17 protein-coding genes are annotated in these 18,673 nt (G+C 69.0%); 11 read left to right on the forward strand and 6 right to left on the reverse strand.

Annotated features, from left to right (window positions below):
- Positions 1-32: 32 nt before the first annotated feature.
- Positions 33-1,616 carry a benzoylformate decarboxylase gene (gene mdlC / locus ACXIZN_RS37555; protein WP_457959583.1) on the forward strand — a complete coding sequence of 528 codons (1,584 nt, stop codon included), beginning with the start codon at positions 33-35 and terminating at the stop codon, positions 1,614-1,616.
- A gap of 84 nt (positions 1,617-1,700) precedes the next feature.
- On the opposite strand, the gene ACXIZN_RS37560 is transcribed toward mdlC, so the two are convergent.
- From ACXIZN_RS37560 to ACXIZN_RS37580, 5 genes are all read right to left on the reverse strand, one after another.
- Positions 1,701-2,573, reverse strand: a complete 873-nt coding sequence (locus ACXIZN_RS37560) for an ABC transporter ATP-binding protein (protein WP_457959584.1) — start codon at positions 2,571-2,573, stop codon at positions 1,701-1,703.
- A gap of 19 nt (positions 2,574-2,592) precedes the next feature.
- Positions 2,593-3,426: an ABC transporter permease gene (locus ACXIZN_RS37565; protein ID WP_457959585.1), complete on the reverse strand. Its 834-nt coding sequence runs from the start codon at positions 3,424-3,426 to the stop codon at positions 2,593-2,595.
- Entirely contained in the window at positions 3,423-4,193 is a 771-nt protein-coding gene (locus ACXIZN_RS37570; RefSeq protein ID WP_126730393.1) for an ABC transporter permease, read from the reverse strand. Before ACXIZN_RS37570 ends, ACXIZN_RS37565 begins: the two co-directional genes overlap by 4 nt.
- An 8-nt stretch (positions 4,194-4,201) precedes the next feature.
- Positions 4,202-5,206, reverse strand: a complete 1,005-nt coding sequence (locus ACXIZN_RS37575; RefSeq protein WP_457959586.1) for an ABC transporter substrate-binding protein — start codon at positions 5,204-5,206, stop codon at positions 4,202-4,204.
- Between the two features lie 248 nt (positions 5,207-5,454).
- Positions 5,455-6,297, reverse strand: coding sequence for an ABC transporter substrate-binding protein (locus ACXIZN_RS37580; RefSeq protein WP_257484038.1), 843 nt, complete (start codon positions 6,295-6,297; stop codon positions 5,455-5,457).
- On the opposite strand from ACXIZN_RS37580, the gene ACXIZN_RS37585 reads away from it, so the two are divergent.
- The 8 genes from ACXIZN_RS37585 (at position 6,287) to ACXIZN_RS37620 (ending at position 14,326) form a co-directional block, all read left to right on the forward strand.
- On the forward strand, positions 6,287-6,517 hold the full coding sequence (locus ACXIZN_RS37585) for a hypothetical protein (protein WP_257484039.1): 231 nt from the start codon (positions 6,287-6,289) through the stop codon (positions 6,515-6,517). The two genes, ACXIZN_RS37580 and ACXIZN_RS37585, sit on opposite strands and share 11 nt — an antisense overlap.
- 623 nt (positions 6,518-7,140) lie before the next feature.
- The gene (locus ACXIZN_RS37590; protein ID WP_457960694.1) at positions 7,141-10,242 is read left to right on the forward strand and encodes a sensor histidine kinase; all 3,102 of its coding nucleotides are present in this window, start codon (positions 7,141-7,143) and stop codon (positions 10,240-10,242) included.
- A 20-nt stretch (positions 10,243-10,262) separates the two neighbouring features.
- On the forward strand, positions 10,263-10,721 hold the full coding sequence (locus ACXIZN_RS37595) for a roadblock/LC7 domain-containing protein (protein ID WP_085939650.1): 459 nt from the start codon (positions 10,263-10,265) through the stop codon (positions 10,719-10,721).
- Between the two features lie 25 nt (positions 10,722-10,746).
- On the forward strand, positions 10,747-11,532 hold the full coding sequence (locus ACXIZN_RS37600) for a DUF742 domain-containing protein (protein WP_457959587.1): 786 nt from the start codon (positions 10,747-10,749) through the stop codon (positions 11,530-11,532).
- On the forward strand, positions 11,513-12,121 hold the full coding sequence (locus ACXIZN_RS37605) for a GTP-binding protein (protein ID WP_007033392.1): 609 nt from the start codon (positions 11,513-11,515) through the stop codon (positions 12,119-12,121). Before ACXIZN_RS37600 ends, ACXIZN_RS37605 begins: the two co-directional genes overlap by 20 nt.
- Positions 12,122-12,550: 429 nt before the next feature.
- Complete coding sequence (locus tag ACXIZN_RS37610) at positions 12,551-12,970, forward strand: roadblock/LC7 domain-containing protein (protein ID WP_005156190.1); 420 nt, start codon at positions 12,551-12,553, stop codon at positions 12,968-12,970.
- Between the two features lie 3 nt (positions 12,971-12,973).
- Positions 12,974-13,576: a DUF742 domain-containing protein gene (locus ACXIZN_RS37615; protein WP_192743809.1), complete on the forward strand. Its 603-nt coding sequence runs from the start codon at positions 12,974-12,976 to the stop codon at positions 13,574-13,576.
- 420 nt (positions 13,577-13,996) lie between these two features.
- Positions 13,997-14,326 (forward strand): hypothetical protein, encoded by a 330-nt coding sequence (locus tag ACXIZN_RS37620; protein ID WP_457959588.1) that lies wholly within the window; start codon positions 13,997-13,999, stop codon positions 14,324-14,326.
- 37 nt (positions 14,327-14,363) lie between these two features.
- Here ACXIZN_RS37620 and ACXIZN_RS37625 read toward each other — a convergent pair whose 3' ends face one another.
- Positions 14,364-16,607 carry a helicase-associated domain-containing protein gene (locus ACXIZN_RS37625; protein ID WP_457959589.1) on the reverse strand — a complete coding sequence of 748 codons (2,244 nt, stop codon included), beginning with the start codon at positions 16,605-16,607 and terminating at the stop codon, positions 14,364-14,366.
- Between the two features lie 92 nt (positions 16,608-16,699).
- Here ACXIZN_RS37625 and ACXIZN_RS37630 point away from each other — a divergent pair, with 92 nt between their 5' ends.
- Both ACXIZN_RS37630 and ACXIZN_RS37635 read left to right on the forward strand, forming a co-directional pair.
- Positions 16,700-16,882: a hypothetical protein gene (locus ACXIZN_RS37630; RefSeq protein WP_007033389.1), complete on the forward strand. Its 183-nt coding sequence runs from the start codon at positions 16,700-16,702 to the stop codon at positions 16,880-16,882.
- Between the two features lie 335 nt (positions 16,883-17,217).
- Positions 17,218-18,621: a malic enzyme-like NAD(P)-binding protein gene (locus ACXIZN_RS37635; RefSeq protein ID WP_457959590.1), complete on the forward strand. Its 1,404-nt coding sequence runs from the start codon at positions 17,218-17,220 to the stop codon at positions 18,619-18,621.
- The last annotated feature ends 52 nt before the right edge of the window (positions 18,622-18,673 follow it).

The following is an 18,673-nucleotide window of genomic DNA, read 5'->3' on the forward strand; positions in this document are numbered from 1 at the left end:
ACTATCCGGGGGCGACCAGATAGCGTGTGGCCATGGCTACCCGCACCGTACGTGACGCGACCAGGGAACTGCTGCGCGATCTGGGCCTGACCACCGTTTTCGGCAATCCCGGTACGACCGAGATCGCCTTCCTGACGGAATGGCCCGACGACTTCACCTACGTGCTCGCGCTCCACGAGGCGTCCGTCGTCGCGATGGCCGACGGGTACGCGCGCGCGAGCAGGCGGGCGGCGCTGGTGAACCTGCACTCCGCCGGCGGGGTCGGCCACGCGCTCGGGCATATCTTCACCGCGTACCGCAACAACGCCCCGCTGATCATCCTGGCCGGTCAGCAGACCAGGTCGCTGCTGCCGGACGATCCGTTCCTCGGCGCCGTCGAGGCGGCGAACTTCCCCAAGCCGTACGTGAAGTGGAGCTGCGAGCCCGCCAGGGCCGAGGACGTCCCGGCGGCGCTGGCGCGGGCTTACCACATCGCGACGCAGGCGCCCATGGGTCCGGTGTTCGTCTCGGTGCCGGTGGACGACTGGGACGTCGAGACCACGAAGCCGATCATCTCGCGGCCGCAGATCCGGGGTTTCGCGCCCGATCCGTCCGCTTTGGACGAACTGGTGTCCGCCTTGGACGCCGCCGAACGCCCGGCGATCGTGGTCGGCCCCGGGATCGACGGCGAGGGCGCCGTGCCGGACGTCGTCGAGCTGGCCGAGAAGGTCGGCGCCGGGGTCTGGGCGCCGCCGATGGGGGCGCGCTGCTCCTTCCCCGAGGACCACCCGCAGTTCTTCGGATTCCTGCAGCCGGAACGGAAAGCGCTCGCGAGCGCGCTGACCGAGCACGACCTCGTGGTCGTCATCGGCGCTCCGGCGTTCACCTACCACGTGTACCGGGGCGAGTCGGAAACCGCGCTGCCGCCGCTGTTCCTGGTCAGCGACGACGAACAGATCCTCGCCAGGGCCGCGGAAGGCACCGGTATCCGTGCGACGCCGAAGCTCGCCATCCGCGCGCTGCTGGACCGCGCCGCGCCGCGTGAAGCGCCGAAACCCCGCACCAGGCTGGAAAAGCCCGCCGCGGTCACGCCGATCACGCCGGCCTTCGCCTACTCCGTGCTCTCGGAGGTGCTGCCGGACGACGCGATCGTCGTCGAAGAGACACCGAGCCACCGCAACGAACTGCACGACCACCTGCCGATCAAGTCGACCGACACCGGCTTCCTCACCGTCGCCAGCGGCACGCTGGGCTACGGCCTCCCGGCCGCCGTCGGTGCCGCGCTGGCCCGGCCGGACCGCAAGGTCGTCGCGATCCTCGGCGACGGGTCGAGCATGTACTGCGTCCAGGCACTGTGGACGGCGGCGCAGCACAACCTGCCGGTGACGTTCGTGATCTTCGACAACTCGCAGTACGCCGCCGTGCGCATCCTCGGCGAGGCGGCGGGCGGCGAGAAGGTGCCGGGCGTCGACCTCGGCGGCATCGATTTCCCCGCGCTGGCGACGAGCCTGGGGCTGCGGACGTCGGTCGTCGAGAAGGCCGAGGAGCTCAAGCCGACGCTGGAGGCCGCGCTGCCGGACGAGCGGCCGCATCTGGTGCACGTCCGCATCGACGCGAACCCGCGCACGCTGTACTGAGAGAGGCCGCCGGCGCCACTCCCAGAAGTACGTGAAGGGCCCCTTCATTGCGCTAGGCGCAGTGAAGGGGGCCTTCACGTACTTTCAGCCCTTGGCGCGCACCTCGGCGTCGGCGTCGGCAGCGGCAGCGGCCTCCTGCTGCGCCAGCTCGTACTCAGCCGCGTCGGAAGCAGCGGTGACCGCTTCCGGAGCACCGCCGTGCAGCAGCCGCGCCACCTCGCCGCGCAGCGTCACGAACTCCGCCGACTCGCGCGTGGTGATCTGGTCCCGCTCAGCGGGCAGTCCGACCGGCAGGTCCGCGACGATCTTCGCGGGCGACTTCGACAGCACCAGCACCCGGTCCGACAGGTAGACGCTCTCGTCGATGTCGTGCGTGACGACGAGGACCGTGCTCCCGTTCTCGCGCTGCACGCGCCGCGTCAGGTCTTCGAGCTCGAACCGCGTCTGCGCGTCGACCGACGCGAACGGCTCGTCCATCAGCAGCAGGGCCGGACGGCTGGCCAGTGCCCGCGCGATCGACACGCGCTGCTGCATACCGCCCGAGAGCTGCCACGGGAACTTCGAACCGACCCCGGACAGGCCGACCGACTCCAGCGCCTCCCGCGCCCGCGTCCGGCGCTCCGAGCGGCTCAAGTTTCGCCACCGCAAGGGGAACTCGACGTTCTTCTCGACCGAGAGCCACGGGAACAGCGAGCGGCTGTAGTCCTGGAACACGACGGCGAGATCCTCCGGCACGCCGGAGACGTCGTCACCGTGCAGGCTGACGCGGCCGGACGTCGGCTTGATCAGCCCGGCGATGCAGCGCAGGAGCGTGGACTTACCGCAGCCCGACGGGCCGACGATGCTCGCGAGCTGTCCCGCTTCGACGGTGAACGACAGGTCGTTGACCGCGACGTGCGCCTTTTCTCCCGCGCCGTACCGGTGGTTCAGCCCGGAGACTTCGAGCATGGTTGACATCTTGCTGACCCTTCGAAAACTAGAGACGGCCGTTGCGGGTGGGCTGCCAGCGAAGCACTCTCTGCTCCACCGCGAGGAACGCCGCGTTGAACCCGAAGCCGAGGAGCCCGAGCAGGACCAGCCACGACCACATGAGCGGGAAGTCGAACGCCTGCTGGGCGTCCATCAGGGACCGGCCGATGCCGTTGTAGGAGCCGACCAGTTCCGAGATCACCATCAGCAGCAGGGAGATGGAGAGGCTCAGCCGCAGGCCCGCGAAGATCTTCGGCCCGGCGGCGGGCAGCACGATCGAGCGGACCCAGTACGACCTGGGCGTCCGGAACGATTTCGCGGTGTCGATCGTCACCTGGTCCACCGAGCGGACGCCGTCCACGGTGTTGAGCAGCACCGGCCAGATCGCGCCGAAGATGATCGACCCGGTCTGCATCCCCGGCCCGAGTCCGAAAAGGACGATGAACACCGGGATCAGCGCGGGCGGCGGCACCGAGCGGAAGAACGCGAAAAGCGGTCCGACGTAGTCCATCCCGGTCTTCGACCGTCCCAAGAGGACACCCAGTGCGACACCGAGGGCACCGGCCAGCAGCCAGCCGCCGAGCGTCCGGCCGAGGCTCGGCAGGACGTTGTCGAACACGGTGTCGGTCAGGAACAGCTGTGAGGCCGGGCCGGTGAACCAGAGTTTCACCGATGCGGACAGGATCTCGGTCGGCGGCGGGAAGAACGGGCTTTCCGCGAGCCGGGTCGCGAGCTCCCAGATCCCCAGCAGCGCGAAGAAGAGCAGCCAGTTGCGGACCAGGATGCCGATACCCCGGCCCACGCGCCTGCCGACGCGGCTGGTCAGCGTGAGGGTCGTCACGAGACCGCCTCCCGGTCGACCGTGCTCCAGCGGAACGCCCGCCTGCCGATCATCTCGAGCCCGCCGTTGATGAGGAAGCCGAGCGCGCCGACCACCACGGTGCCGGCGAGCACGAGGTCGAACCTGGTGGAGCCGGTGCTGGCCTGCATGATGAAGTTGCCGATGCCGAGTTTGGCGCCGGCGAGGAACTCGGTACTGACCACGGCGATCAGCGCGATGTTGGCGGACAGCCGGACCCCGGTGAACACGAACGGCGCGGTATGCGGCAGCGCCACCGACGTCAACGTCCGGAACTTGCTGGTACCGCAGGCTTTCGCGGTCTCCTGCAGCACGGGGTCGATCTCGCCGAGCGCGTAGATCGTGTTGAACATGATGGGCCACAACGACGCGTACACGGCCAGCGTGATCTTCGCTTCGGGGCCGCCGCCGATCAGCAGGAGCACCAGCGGGATCAGCGCGACGGCGGGGATCGGCCGCAGGAACTCGATGACGACCGCGGTCGCGGTGCGCAGGCCGGGGATGCTGCCCAGCAGCAGGCCGGCGGGCACGGCGATGGCGACCGCGATCAGCAGGGCGATCGCCCACGCGAGGAACGTGGCGATCAGGTCCCGGACGAACTGGGTCTCGCCGAACTGTTCGAAGATCGTCACCAGGACGACGGACGGCGGGGGGAGGAACTCTTTACGGACCAGGCCGGCCTGGACGATCACTTCCCAGACGAGGAAGAAACCGGCCAGACCGGCCAGGGCACGGAGAAGTCGTGGCACCTTGACCTTTATCCAGCTTGAGGGGCGAGCATCGGAGCGGCGTCGAGCTTGGCCGTGATCACTCCGGTCTGCAGCAGCAGATCCGGCACCCGCTGCAGGCGACGGGCGTCCAGTGTGGACCCGAACGTCGGCAGCGTGAGCAGTGAGGCGGTTTCCGCGTCGACCTTGGCGTACTTGACGATCAGGGGTTCGATCTTGGAGCGGTCGGCCGAGTCGCGCACGGCCTTGCCCAGCGCACGCTGGAACGCGGCCAGCGTCTTGGGGTTCTTGTCCACGAAGGAGCCGAGCGCGCCGAAGCCCGCCAGGGGGAAGTCCTGGGTGGCACCGGTCGAGATGTCGACGACCGGGGTCGCGCCGACGACCTTCGAGGCCTGGGTCAGGAACGGCTCGGGCAGGTAGCCCGCGTCGACCTGGCCCGACGAGAGCGCCGCGGCGATGTTCGGCAGCTGCATGGGCACCCACTGGACCTTGCTGGTGTCCACGCCGTGGTCCTTCATCACCGAGACGGTGAGCAGGTGGGAGGCGGTGTTCTTGTCGGTGATCGCGATCTTCTTGCCCGCGAGGTCGTTGATCGTCTTGACCGAGGAGGTCGGCACGGTGACGACCGCGTTGCTCTTGGGGCTGGCCGAAACCGAGTCGGCGACGAGCCGGATGTCGGCCGCGCCCTTGCTCTTCGCGACGAAGAACGGCATGTAGGTGGAGAAGGCGATGTCGACCTCGCCACCGATCATCTTGGTCATCGCCTGCTGGCCACTGGGGGCGTCGACCGCTTCGACCTCGAGACCTTCGGCCTTGAAGTAGCCGCCTTCCTGCGCCAGCCGCAGCGGCGCGAGGTCGACGACGGGCAGCAGGGCCACCTTGATCTTCGGCTTCTCCAGTCCGCCTTCGCCGCCCGACGCCTTCGACGTGTCCTCGCCGCCGAGTGCGCCACAGGCGCCCAACGTGGCCAGCATGAGCGCGCTCAGGGCGACGCCGACGGCACCCCGTCCTCTACGTGCACCGCTCCTGCTCATGGCGTTTCGAAACAAAGCCAGCTCCTCGGAAACAATGAATCACCGTTGGGGTTTTTTCATCCGTGTCGTGGCTTCATTTCGCCAGGCACGCGGTCACCTTAGAGATTTGCCCACCTGCTCACAATGGGTGTCGTGAGCGGGTGATCATTTTAGGCCATTCGCCCGATCACCTGATCACCCGCTTGGACAACATTACTTTCAGTGATCGAATTCCGCGTGGATGGGCAATTCGAGGTGACCGCGAGTCATCAACTCGTGGCCTGGGCCGCGATCATCGGGCCGACGTCGATCTTGCTCTGGATCGCGCCCATCTGCAGGAGCAGGTCCGGAACGCGCTGGATACGGCGCGGGTCCAGGGTGGACTGGAACGTCAGCAGCGTGGTCAGCGCGGCGGTGTCCTGGTCGATCTTGGCGTACTTGACCAGCAGCGGCTCGATCTTGGAGCGGTCCGCCGCGTCCCGGGTGGCCTTCTGCATGGCGCGCTGGAAGGCGGCCACGGTCTTCGGGTTCTCCGAGACGAACTTGCCGAGCGAGCCGTAGCCCGCGGTGGGGAAGTCCTGGGTGGCGCCGGTGGCGGTGTCCACGACCGGGACGGTGCCCGCCTGCTTCGCGGTCTGGGTGATGAAGGGCTCGGTCAGGAAGCCGGCGTCGATGTCGCCGTTCTTGAGCGCGGTCCCGACGTTCGGCAGCGGGATCGGCACCCACTGGACCTTGCTGGCGTCGACGCCGTGGTCCTTCATGACCGATTTGGACAGCGTGTCCGACACGGTGTTCGGCGCGGTGATGCCGATCTTCTTGCCCGCCAGGTCGCTGACGCTCTTCACCGTGGACGTCGGCAGCGTGACCAGCATCGTGCTCTTCGGGCCCGCGGAGGAGGCGTCGGCGACCAGCTTGATGTCGGCGGTGTTCTTGCTCATCGCGATGAAGAAGGGCGTGTAGCTCGCGTACGCGATGTCGACCTCGCCGCCGATCAGCTTGGTCAGCGAGACCTGACCGGTCGCGGCTTCGATGGCCTCGACTTCGAGGCCTTCGTTCTTGAAGTAGCCGCCGTCCTGGGCGAGGCGGAGCGGGGCAAGGTCGATGGTCGACATCACGGCGACCTTGATCTTCGACTTCTCGAGGTTCCCCGAGCCGCCGGAGGAGGACGAATCGTCGCCGCCGAGGAGCCCGCAGCCGCTGACCGATACCGAAACCGCGGCCGCCATCGCGAATGCGAGGGCTCCACGACGGCCCAGGCTGGCGCTCAAGGCCTTCTTCGAGCTTGCAGAGCCAAGCAAAGTGGTGCTCCTGATCAAGGGGAGGGACACGTGATGACGTGGCCTGATGTGGAATTCGGAAGTGACTCTTTGTCTCAAGTCACGGCCCACTGTAGAGAACACACACTGTGCTCACAATGGGTGGTCATCCCATGATCCCAAGTGGTAACGATCACCCGAACAGGTTGTTTGTCAGAAGTGAACACAACTGGGCGTGTTCGCGCCGGGGACTTGTTGACAACTGAGCGCCGACGGGTCAAGAGCCGTCCGGGGCTTACTCCTAGGTCTTGACCGAAGGGTTACATCTGGGCCGCCCGTTCGCTACCCTCATGCACCGGTAGTGAGGTGTGGACCACTGATGTAGTGAAAGAGAGTGCCTTGGATGGCCGAACGCTCTGGACCTTTCCCGAGGTGCAAGGCACTCTGTGTCAAACACGGTGAACACGTCCGTGCTTCACTGGTGCGCGCCCGCGCACTGGCGGGTTAGGCCGAACAGACCAATGGTACCGAGCAGGGTTTCGGTCAAGTGCACTTGAGAGATCACGTCGAAGACGACTTCCTCATTCGGATGAGTGGATACTCACGCCGTGCGCGTCACTCCCGGATGACGGGAGCGTGCGGATAGTGGTCTCCGACAACCGACCCAGACAGCGGCAGTACGGCCAGTTCGAGAACGGCATGTCCAAAATGGGCTTTCCCGGCCCGGATGAAGATGATGGTGGTGCGGCGGTGCCGAACGAAGACACCGCGGGGGTGGGAGGGGCCCCTGCGCGGGATACCGGAGACGGTCCTGGCGGGAAGGCCGGGTCGTTCCTGGGCCTGCGTAACTGGCGTCTGCGATCGAAGCTCGCGGCCATCCTGATCATTCCGACGCTGACGGCGCTCGCGCTCGGCACGCTGCGTGTGATCGACGACAGCAACGAGGCGGCGAGGTTCCAGGACACCGCCGACCAGGTCGCGTTCGCCGACAAGATCACGCTCGTGGTGCACGAGCTGCAGAGCGAACGCGCGCTCGCGGTCGCCAAGATCGCCTCCGGCGACCCGTCGCGCCAGAACGGTCTCGACGCGCAGATCGCCAAGGTCGACCGCGCGGTCGACGACCTGCGTGCTTCGGCGAACCAGATCAACCCGGACGATCAGGACACGAGGGACCGCTACTCGCGTGGTCTGCAGCGGCTCGACGCCCTGCGCCCGCTGCGCGGCGCGATGAACACCTCGCTGCTGGGCGACACCCCGGTCCTCATCGCCTACTCCGGCATCCTCGACTCGCTGGTCCAGCTCGGCCGCGAGGTGACCACCGCGGTGGCCAACCGCGACGTGCTCCGGCTCGGCGTCACCGTGCAGGCCATCAGTGAGAGCAAGGAGTTCATCGCCCGCGGTGACGCGGCGCTGCTGATCGCCTCCTTCCGCTCCGGCTTCCCCGGCGACCTGTTCGACCAGGCCCGCTCGGCGGTCGCGAGCGGCGACGCCTCGACGGCGGCCTTCGTCGCCAACGCCAGCCCCGAACAACGGCAGCTTTACTCGGACACCTTCTCCGGTCCCGAGGTCGACGACCGCCGCCGGATCACCACGATGGCGTTCTCGCTGCACCAGCAGAACGAGCCGCCGGCGATCGACAACGTCGCCCTCGGCAACGACAGCCGCGTCGCGCTGGACAAGCTGCGCGCGGTCGAGACCAATCTGCTCGGCCAGCTGCGGGCGCAGGCCGACGGCCTGGCCACCGACGCGATCAACTCGGCCTGGATCGGCGGCGCGATCGTGCTGCTGGCCCTGCTCGCGGCGCTGTTCCTGATGCTCGTCATCGCCCGCCTGATGCTGCGCCCGCTGCGGGTGCTGCGGAAGACGGCGCTCGACGTCGCCTACACACGGCTGCCGGAAACCGTGCAAGCGATCCTGGACGACCCGGACCCGGTCAACGCCTCGAAGCGGTCGGTCGAGCCGGTGCCCGTCACTTCGCGTGACGAGATCGGTGAAGTGGCGCGGTCGTTCGACGTCGTCCACGAACAGGCCGTCAAGATGGCCGCCGAACAGGCCCTCCTGCGCGAGAACGTCAACGGCATCTTCGTGAACCTCTCCCGCCGGTCGCAGCGGCTGGTGGAACGCCAGCTCGGCGTCATCGACCGGCTCGAGGCCGACGAGCAGGACCCGGACCACTTGGCCAGCCTGTTCGAGCTCGACCACCTCGCCACCCGGCTGCGCCGCAACGGTGAAAGCCTCCTGGTGCTCTCGGGTGCCGGTCTCGCGAAATCGGTGCCCAAGCCGGTGCCCGCCGCCGACGTCATCGGCGCCGCGGTCTCGGAGATCGAGCAGTACGCCCGGATCGAGATCGGGATCGTCCCCGAGGTCGCCGTCCAGGGCCTGACGATCCACGACCTCGTGCACGTGCTCGCGGAACTGCTGGACAACGCCACCTACTTCTCCGAGCCGGAGACGAAGGTGACCGTCCGCGCGGTGATCACCCGCAAGAAGGCGCTCGCCATCCAGGTCACCGACCACGGTGTCGGCATGACCGAGGAGCGGCTCGCCGAGGTCAACCAGCGGCTCGCCGACCCGCCGGACCTGGACGTCTCGGTGACCCGGCGGATGGGCCTGTACGTGGTCGCGCGCCTGGCGCGCCGCCACGGCATCGAGGTCCGGCTGCGGGAGAACGAGGACATCGAGGGCGGCGTGATCGCGCGGGTCGTCGTGCCCGCCGAGCTGCTCACGCAGATGCGGCCCGGCGGCGTGCGTAACACCCCGCCGCCGGCGAACCGTTCGGAAACGTCGATGCCTTCGATGCCGTCGGTGTCCGAGATGTCGACCTCGCTGCCGAACATCCCCGCCTTCGACCGCGGCCTGGAGATGACCCCGCCGCCGCCGTCGAAGCCCCCGGCTTCGCAACCGGTCGCGCAGCAGGGCGGGCTCGTCCCGCTCGACCAGCCGATCAGCCTCGACGACCTGGTCGCGGGCAAGAACGCGGCCGGGCCGTTCCTCAGCCCGGCGACGCCCGCCGAGGAGGCCCCGGCGTGGCCGACGGCCGAAGACATCTCGCCCGCCAACGGCGATGGCGCCTCCAGTGGCACCGAGACGCAGTTCGCGTCGCTGGTGCTGCCGAAGCGGGAGCCGAAGTACACCCCGGTCGAGCCGCGGAACAAGCCCGAGGAGACCGCCGAGTCTTCGGAAGCGGGCAAGTCGGCGCTCGACGACGACGTGCCCACCCGGCGGCTGCCGATCTACCAGTCGGTGCTCTCGCGCTGGTTCAGCGAAGGCGACGAGGCCGGGGGCGACAGCCCGACCACCTACACCGAGCCGGTCGAGTCCGAGCTGCCCGCGCGGACTCCGGACAGTGGCGCCGAAGCGGCGGAATCCGCTTCCGAAGAGGCATTGCCCACTCGGACACCGCGGAGTGTTCCGCCGGAGACGGTGCTCCAGGACAATGGCTGGCGCAGCGCGTCGGACGACGGCTGGCAGGCGGCGCAGGTCCTGTACGAAGACCGGAACGACGAGATCACCCCGGCGGGCCTGCCCAAACGGGTGCCGAACCAGTACCTCGTCCCCGGCTCGATCGGCGGGAACGAGCCGAAGAAGGAAGACTCGTTCGCCGACAAGACCTCCGGAATGCCGGGAACGGGCGCGATCGCCCGCTCGGCGACGGCGGCGCGGAGTCGGATGGCAAGCTTCCAGAAGGGCTACACGTCGGGACGGCACGCGTTGAAGGAACGCCCGCTCGATGCGCTGGATGACAACGGCGTTCCGGTGACCGGCAGGGATACCTCTGCCGATGACAGCAGTAAGGAGTGACAGTGACACGGGCGGGTGCGATGCAGCCGGGTGGTCCGGCGCAGCCTGGCGGCCAGGCGCAGGGTAAAGGACACACGAGCAGCTTTGCCTGGCTGATCACGGATTTCGTGCACCGGGTCCCGGGCGCGGCGCATGCCGTGGTGGTGTCGGCGGACGGGTTGCTGCTGGCCTCCTCGAAGGGACTTCCCAAGGACAGGGCCGATCAGCTGGCCGCCGTCGCGTCGGGGCTCACGAGCCTCGCCCGCGGTGCGGCGAAGGTGTTCGAAGGCGGCACGGTCGCGCAGACGGTGGTCGAGATGGCCAACGGCTTCCTCTTCTTGATGTCGGTGTCCGACGGGTCCTGCCTGGCGGTCCTCGGCTCGCCGGAGAGCGACATCGGCCTGGTCGTCTACGAGATGACCCTGCTGGTGGAACGGGTGGGGCAACAGCTGACACCGGAGATGCGCGCGCAGCTGCAGGGCGCGTCGGTCCGCCGCTGAGCGACCGGGAACCGAGGAGAATGCCGTGGACGACGGGCGCTTGAGGGGCGATGGCCGGCTCGGTGACGACTTCTCCGGCGGGTGGTCGGAACGTGACGACGGCCGGGAGGACTGGACGTCCTTCCGGGACCGGGTCGACCGCGAATGGCGATCGCGGCGGGCACAGGGGTCGGACAACGACCCCGTGTCCCCGGACGAGGCCTCCCGCTGGCTGACCGATTCGAACGCGGGTCAGGGACCCGCCGATTTCAGCGTTTCGGACTACCGGGAACGCCTCCTCGGCGGCCCCGGGGCGGAACTGTTCGGTGGTGGCAGCGGTCCGCTCTACGACTCTGGCGAGTTCGCCAAGTTCTCCTTCGACAAGGAGGAGGAGCGCCGGGCGGCGGCGGCCGCCGCCGACCCGCTCGCCGCGGCACTGCCGCAGCAGGCGCAGAACGAGTACGTCGACGAGCAGTACACCACCGACGTCGAATCCTCCGGCCTGGTCCGGCCGTACTTCCGCACGCGGGGACGGACCAAGCCGACGTACGACCTTGCCATCGAGGCGTTGATCTCGACCAGCGAACAGGGACGTGTGCTCGATCGGGTGCGCGTCCCCGAACACCGGTCGATCTGCGACCTTTGCCTGGACACCCGGTCCGTCGCCGAAGTCGCGGCGCTGCTGCGCCTGCCGCTCGGCGTGGTCCGGGTGCTGATCGGAGACGTGGCCGGCCTCGGTCTGGTCCTGGTGCACAGCGCCAGCCAGAACGTGGGTGACCGGCCGAGTATCGAGTTCATGGAGAGGGTGCTCAGTGGGCTTCGGAGAATTTGACTCCGACGCGAATGCGCCGCAGGTGACCGGACCGACTTCGTCGGCCAAGATCGTGGTCGCTGGCGGATTCGGCTCGGGGAAGACCACGCTGGTCGGAGCGGTTTCGGAGATCGATCCGCTGACCACCGAGGCCATGATGACCGAGGCCAGTACCGGCGTCGACGACAATTCGGCCACCCCGAACAAGTCGACGACGACCGTGGCCATGGACTTCGGCCGGATTTCGCTGGACTCGGACCTGGTGCTGTACGTGTTCGGTACGCCGGGCCAGCACCGGTTCTGGTTCATGTGGGACGACCTCGCGGTCGGCGCCATCGGTGCCGTCGTGCTGGTCGACACGCGGCGGCTCGCCGACGCGTTCCCCTCGATCGACTTCTTCGAGAACCGGAAGCTGCCGTACGTCGTGGCGATCAACTGCTTCGACCGGCTGCTGCACCACCAGATCGAGGACGTCCGGCACGCGCTGACGATCTCGCCGTCCGTGCCGATCATGGCCTGTGACGCCCGGGAGCGTGAGTCCGCCAAGCAGGTGTTGATCTCGGTCGTGCAGCACGCCATCGCACACGATTCGGCGTTGCGCGCGGGGTAATTGGGACGAAAGCCCGGAGCGGATGCGGCCGTTGGAGTGAACTCGGCAGGCTTCACCCGCTTCGGGGAGTGGCGTCACCGGCCGGACTGAACGCGGGGCGATCCCTTTCACGCGATCCGGCACCGGCCTCGCCCGATCGGGTGGCCGGGACGGCGATGACCTGCGCGGACACCGGTTCACGCCTGGGCGCACCCGGCCACCACGGGGTGACCCACGAATGCGTGGTTCGCGATGGGTCGACGCGGTGAGCGGCTGGACGTTCACGTTCGGTTAGCGACGGCGGCCGGGTGGCGGGCTCGACACGATCGACGGGACGAATACGCTGGGTGGAGGCGTCTTCCGGCTCGGCGGCACCGGGATCGGTGCAGGTCGGCGTAAGACGCCCGGACCACGCCGCCCAGGTGGTCTTGACGCAGCGAGGAGGGACTTGTGACGGCATCCGGGCAGCAAAGCTCGTTCGGCTGGCTCATCACGGATTTCGCGCGCCGGGTTCCCGGCGCGGCGCACGCCGTGCTGGTCTCCGCGGACGGGCTTCTCCTCGCGCCGTCGGACGGATTGCCGCAGGAACGGGCCGAACAGCTGTCCGCGGTCGCCTCCGGGCTGATCAGCCTCACCGCCGGCGCGGCGCGCTGCTTCGACGCGGGCGGGGTCAACCAGACCGTCGTCGAGATGGAACGCGGGTACCTCTTCCTGATGTCGGTCGCCGACGGCTCGTCACTCGCCGTGCTGGCCGCGCCGACCTGTGACATCGGCACCGTGGCCTACGAGATGACCCTGCTCGTCGAGCGCGTCGGCCAGCAGATCACCCCCGAGCTGCGGGCGCAGCTGCAGGGCGGCGTCCGTGGGTGACCGATGAAGATCACCGGATTCACCGAACCGGAACCGTCCGGCTGGGACTCCCTCTACCAGGGCACCGAACGCGAGGCCTTCGATTCGCCGAGCCGCTTCGAGCTGAGCTCGATCAGCACGGTCATGCCGCGGCGCCCGGCCGCGCCGCCGGAGCCGCCTCCCGCGCCTCCGTCGATGCCGTCTTCGATGCCTTCGCCGATCCGCCAGTCGCCGCCGCGTCCCGCGCCCGCCGACGTCGCCCCCGCCTCGGTCTACCTGCCGCCGGCTTCGGGCTCCCGGGTCCGGCCCTACACCCGCACCGGCGGGCGCACCCGCACCGCGCACGACCTGGCGCTGGAGGCGCTGGTGTCGACCAGTGAGGACGGCCGCCGGTACCGCGGCGTGCGGACTCCCGAGCACCGCCAGATCTGCGACCTCTGCCTGGACACCCGGTCGATCGCGGAGATCGCCGCGCATCTGCGGCTGCCGCTGGGCGTGGTGAAGGTGCTCGTGGGCGACATGGCGGACGCCGGGCTGGTGCTGATCCACCAGACCGAACTGATCCTCGGCGACTCTTCCTCGCGCGCTTTCATGGAACGGGTGCTTCAGGGCCTTCGCGCCCTCTGACCCCCCTCCCGCATTTAGTCCTCTAAATGCGCTCGCGCAAGGCGCCTTCAAGCTGACTACCTTGCGGTGATGTGCCAGCGCTTTCGGTAGCGGACCGTGCCGCTTCTCGATAGAACCACGGTCGTCCGTGAACGGGATCTCAGCGTGACGCCGGTCTTCTTGATCTGCGTTAACCTGGTCGAGGAGTAGCCGGTGGGGTACTGGAGAAAGCATCCTAGGAAGGATCTGGAAGCTGTTCTGGAGCACTTTCATCGGGCAGGATGGAGGGTTCTTGGATCCGCCGACCTACTACACCGTCCGATGTCCTTGTGGGCAGCATCAGCGTTGGATCCACCTGACACCGAGCGGTGCCAACTACGGAAAGAACGCGGTGTCCTGGCTGCTTCGTCAACCTTGCTACCAGATCGAAGGGGGTTACTGATGGGTGTGACGGTTCACGCGCATTGGGTGTTCATCGCCGACGGCGACGATCTCTTCGGTTACTGCGACAAGGTGATGCGAGCGCTGCTCGAGCAGGAACGCTGTATCGACGGATTCGTGGACAGCGCGGTCTCCGCGGACGGTGGACGAGCGGTCATGGAGATCGAGGCCGACGTTTCCGGCGACGACCTCTCGCACGCGATCGCGAAGGCTCATGCCGCCGTCCGGTCCGCTCTGCATTCGGTCGGGATCGGGACACCGGATTGGCCGACACACGGCGAGGCCATGTCGATGGTGCTGAAGGACCTTCGCACGGAGCAGCTCGCGTAGCTGCCGCCGCGCGTTCAGAGGACTAAATGCGGCGTGGTCAGTCTTCGACGAGGGCCGCCGACGTGATCCGGTGCAGCGGGTAGCGCTCGTTGTCGGTCCCTTCGAGGACCCCGCCGCCGACCCGAAGCGGCCGCACCACCCGCTGGCTCGCCGTCCCGCGTGAGTCGACGAACCCGATCCACACCTCGCGCCGCTCGATGGTCGCCTGCGACAGCAGCGCCAGCGTCGCGGAAGTGTCCCCGGCTCCGCCGCCCTGCGGCGCGCGCACCGTCTCGCCCCGGCGGCGCGCAGAAGCGGCGTCACCGGCCCGGACGTGCGCGACGATCTTGCCGACCTGCTCGTCGGTCAGCCCGGCGGGCTCGCCAGGCGCGCGACGCGCGGCACGCGCCTTCGCGGGAAGGCGACGTCCAGACGGCCTGATGTCCATGACGCGTCCGTCGGGCCCTTCGGCCGCCGGGGCGAACCCGGCGGCGCGGAGGGCGTCGAGGACTTCGGCGAGCGGGTACGCGCTGATGAGCACCGTCGGCGCGATCATCCGCAAGCCGTACTCGGTCGCGACGGGGCTCCCCATGACCTCGGCGAGCAGCGACGCGTCGTCGCAGCGCAGGAACGACTCGGCGGCCCCGCCGCGCAGCCGCCCGTGCCGCCGGGCGACGTCGTCGATCAGGTAACTCAGCGACTGGGGCACCGGCGTCGCCGACTTCGTCGAGAACAGCTGCTGCAGCTCGCCCGCCGTCCGCCCGGTGTCGAGCGCGCGCCGCACGGAAGTCTCGGTGATCCGGTAGACGGTCGCGTGCCCGGAGGATTCGATGTCGGCCACGGCGGTCATCTCCGCCGCGAGCTCGGCCTCCAGCGGCCCGGGCGCGACCACGGTCAGGTCGGCCTGGACGAGGACGTGGTCCACCGGACGCGGCAGCGCGTCGATCATCGCTTCGACCGCCCCGGGCCGGTCCTCGGCCAGCAGGGCCCGGGTCGCCGTGGTGAGGCCGCCCAGCCCGATCAGGCCAAGCGCCGCCCCCTCGGCCATCGTCCAGCGCACGGTCTCGTCGCGCAGCCGCCCGCCCCGCCGCGGCGCGCGCCAGGCTAGCGCCGCGACCAGTTCGTCGGTGCTCTTCACGCCCGCGCCCTCGGGAAGCGCGGCCAAGGCGAGGAGGATCCGCCGCCGCGACGTGGGCGCCAGCGGACGGCGCAGTTCTTCCGAAAGCGGCGCGATCGGCTTGTCCTTCGCGTCCCGCCCGCCGGCGAGGCCGGGCAGCCGGGGCAGTTCGAGCCAGGCCTGGGCGATCGTCATCCAGCGTTGCGCGGTCGGCGACGCGAGCCACGAATCCGTGAGCGTCGTCGGCACCCATTCCGGCGTGGTCGCTTCGCTGTCGGCCACCAGCCCGGCGCCGACCGCGATCTCCGCGAGCAGGGTCACCCGTGCCTCGTCGACGTCGAGATCCTTGGCGAGCTTCTTGAGCTCGCGGACCCCGAGCCCGCCGGACTTCAGCACCGGCGGCGGCGTCTCCGACCACGCGCGAAGCATGCTTTCGGTCTGGCGCAAGAACTCCATCGCTTCGCCGGCCGCCGTCGTGTCCACTGTGGACGCTTGATGCGGATGCGTGGGGAGCTCCGGTTCGCGCAGCGACGCCGGGTCGAACACCGACCCGCCGCGCAACGCGATCCCGATCTCCCGCGGCAGCTCGACGGTCTGGTCGTCCCGGCGCAGCAGCAGCCCGCGTGCGAGCAGGCGCTGGACCGGGTTCTGCGCCCGCTCCAGCGTGACGTCGGCCGCCGCGTCACGGGTCCGGCCGATCGGCGGCCCGGCCGCCAGCGTCGTCAGGACGGCGCGCTCGTCTTCGCCGACCTCCGCGAGCGCGGCCTCGATATCCGCTCCGGCGAGCGAAGGCGACGACGACCCGAGCCCGGCGGGGAAGGGGCCGAGCGCGTCGCGGGCCGAGGGCGGGACGCGCAGCGCGGCGTCCTCACCCCAGACCAGTGCCCGTTTGCGCAACAGCGCCAGCGGCTCGCCGATCTCCTTGCCCACGAGCCGCGCGACCTCGGCCGCGGCGACCGGCTCGGTGTCCGCCCCGGCAAGCAGCAGGGCGTCGAGGACGGCGAGGGTGAAGGTGTCGAGGTCTTCGCAGGCACGCGCGACGGAGCCCGGCGTGCCGGCCCGGGTGGCGAGCACGATGGTGTCGGACGGGGGCGGCGTGGACAGGTCGCGACGCGTGCGCAGCAGTGCGGCGAGGGCGTCGTCGGACTCCTGGCGCAGCCAGTCCGCCAGGGATGGCGCGGGCATAGACGACCAGGATACCGGGCGGGTGGTGGCCCGCCAGCCGCGTTCGGGCAGACTGTCCCGTGAGAACGCTTGACCATGCTCTGGAGGACGTTGTGGCGAAGGGCGATAACAAGAAGCGCGCGGGCATCGACCCCACGTGGCCCGGTGAAGACGGGGAGCACCCCGTCACCGAGCTCGCGTCCGACCGGCAGGGCGCGCTGTCCCCGTTCGGCGACGTGACCTTCCCGCTCGAGAGCGTGCCTTACGTGCACCCCGAGACCGAGATCAACCGGTAGGCAGGCCCACCGAACTCGGCGCGCGTGTCGCGAAAGCCACTTTCGCGACACCTGATGTCCCGAAAGTGGCTTTCGCGACACGCGATGCGGGCGCGTGGCTGCCGGAAAACCCCGACCCGACCTCGCGCTTGTACGGAAAATGTATTTCCTCCGGCTTTGCTTCGGGCCGTCCGGCTTCCNGCCCCCCCCCCCCCCCACGGCCGCGCGGTCCGGGGCTCCACTTTCGACGGCCCGCGAGGTTACCGGTCAGTCACCCCTGCGAGGGTTCGTGGCGGTCGTCACGGGAGTAGGTTTTCGATCGACCTATTCGAGCGTTCCTCAGCGGGGGTAGTGCCATGCCGGTTCCCGGTCCCGGATATTCGATCACCGTCCGGGTGGAGGCCCCCGCGTCGTCCACCGCGGCGGGTGATCTGACGACCGCCGTCGGCCGGGTCGGCGGCGTGCTGACCGCGTTCGACGTCGTCGAGTCGCACCCCGACTCGATCGTCGTCGACATCAGCGCCAACGCCCTGTCGGAGAACCACGCGCAGGACATCACGCAGACCCTGGACTCGATGCCGGGCGTCCGCGTGCGCAAGGTCTCCGACCGGACGTTCCTGATCCACCTCGGCGGCAAGATCGAGGTCAGCCCCAAGGTCGCGCTCCGCAACCGTGACGACCTCTCCCGCGCGTACACGCCGGGCGTCGCCCGCGTCTGCCAGGCGATCGCGGCGAACCCCGAGGACGCGCGCCGCCTGACCATCAAGCGCAACACCGTCGCGGTGCTCACCGACGGCTCCGCGGTGCTGGGGCTGGGCAACATCGGCCCGGCCGCCGCGCTGCCGGTGATGGAGGGCAAGGCGGCGCTGTTCAAGAAGTTCGCCGACGTCGACGCGTGGCCGGTCTGCCTGGACACCCAGGACACCGAAGAGATCATCATGATCGCGAAGGCGCTCGCGCCGGTCTACGCGGGCATCAACCTCGAAGACATCGCCGCGCCGCGCTGCTTCGAGATCGAGAAGCGCCTGCGTGAGCAGCTCGACATCCCGGTGTTCCACGACGACCAGCACGGCACCGCGATCGTCGTGGTCGCCGCGCTGCGCAACGCCTTGCGCGTGGTCGGGAAGAACATCGAAGACTGCAAGATCGTCGTCAGCGGCGTCGGCGCGGCGGGCTCGGCCATCATCCGCCTGCTGCTGCGCAAGAACCCGGGCGACATCGTGGCCGCCGACATCGACGGCATCGTGCACTCCGCGCGCGGCAACCTCGACGACAACCTGACCTGGATCGCCGGGCACACGAACAAGGAGCAGCAGGCGGGCACGCTGCACGAGGCGCTCGTCGGTGCCGACGTGTTCATCGGCGTCTCCGCGCCGAACCTGTTCGGGGCCGAGCAGGTCGCGACCATGAAGTCCGACGCCGTCGTGTTCGCGCTGGCCAACCCGGACCCGGAGATCGACCCGCTGGAGGCGCAGAAGCACGCCGCCGTGGTCGCCACCGGCCGCAGCGACTTCCCGAACCAGATCAACAACGTGCTCGCGTTCCCCGGCGTCTTCCGCGGGCTGCTCGACGCGCAGGCGCACCACATCGACGACTCGATGCTGCTCGCGGCCGCCGACGCCATCGCGGACGTCGTGGACAACGGCAAGCTGAACGCTTCGTTCATCGTGCCGAGCGTGTTCGACAACGCCGTCGCCCCCGCGGTGGCGGACGCCGTGAAGAAGGCGGCGAAGGCTGCCAAGGTCGCTGCCCACGAGTAGGGCGCGGTAGCAAAGGTCCCTTGCTCCAAACGGGGGCGTCGTCATCACTGAG

This window comes from Amycolatopsis sp. TRM77291, assembly GCF_054166285.1.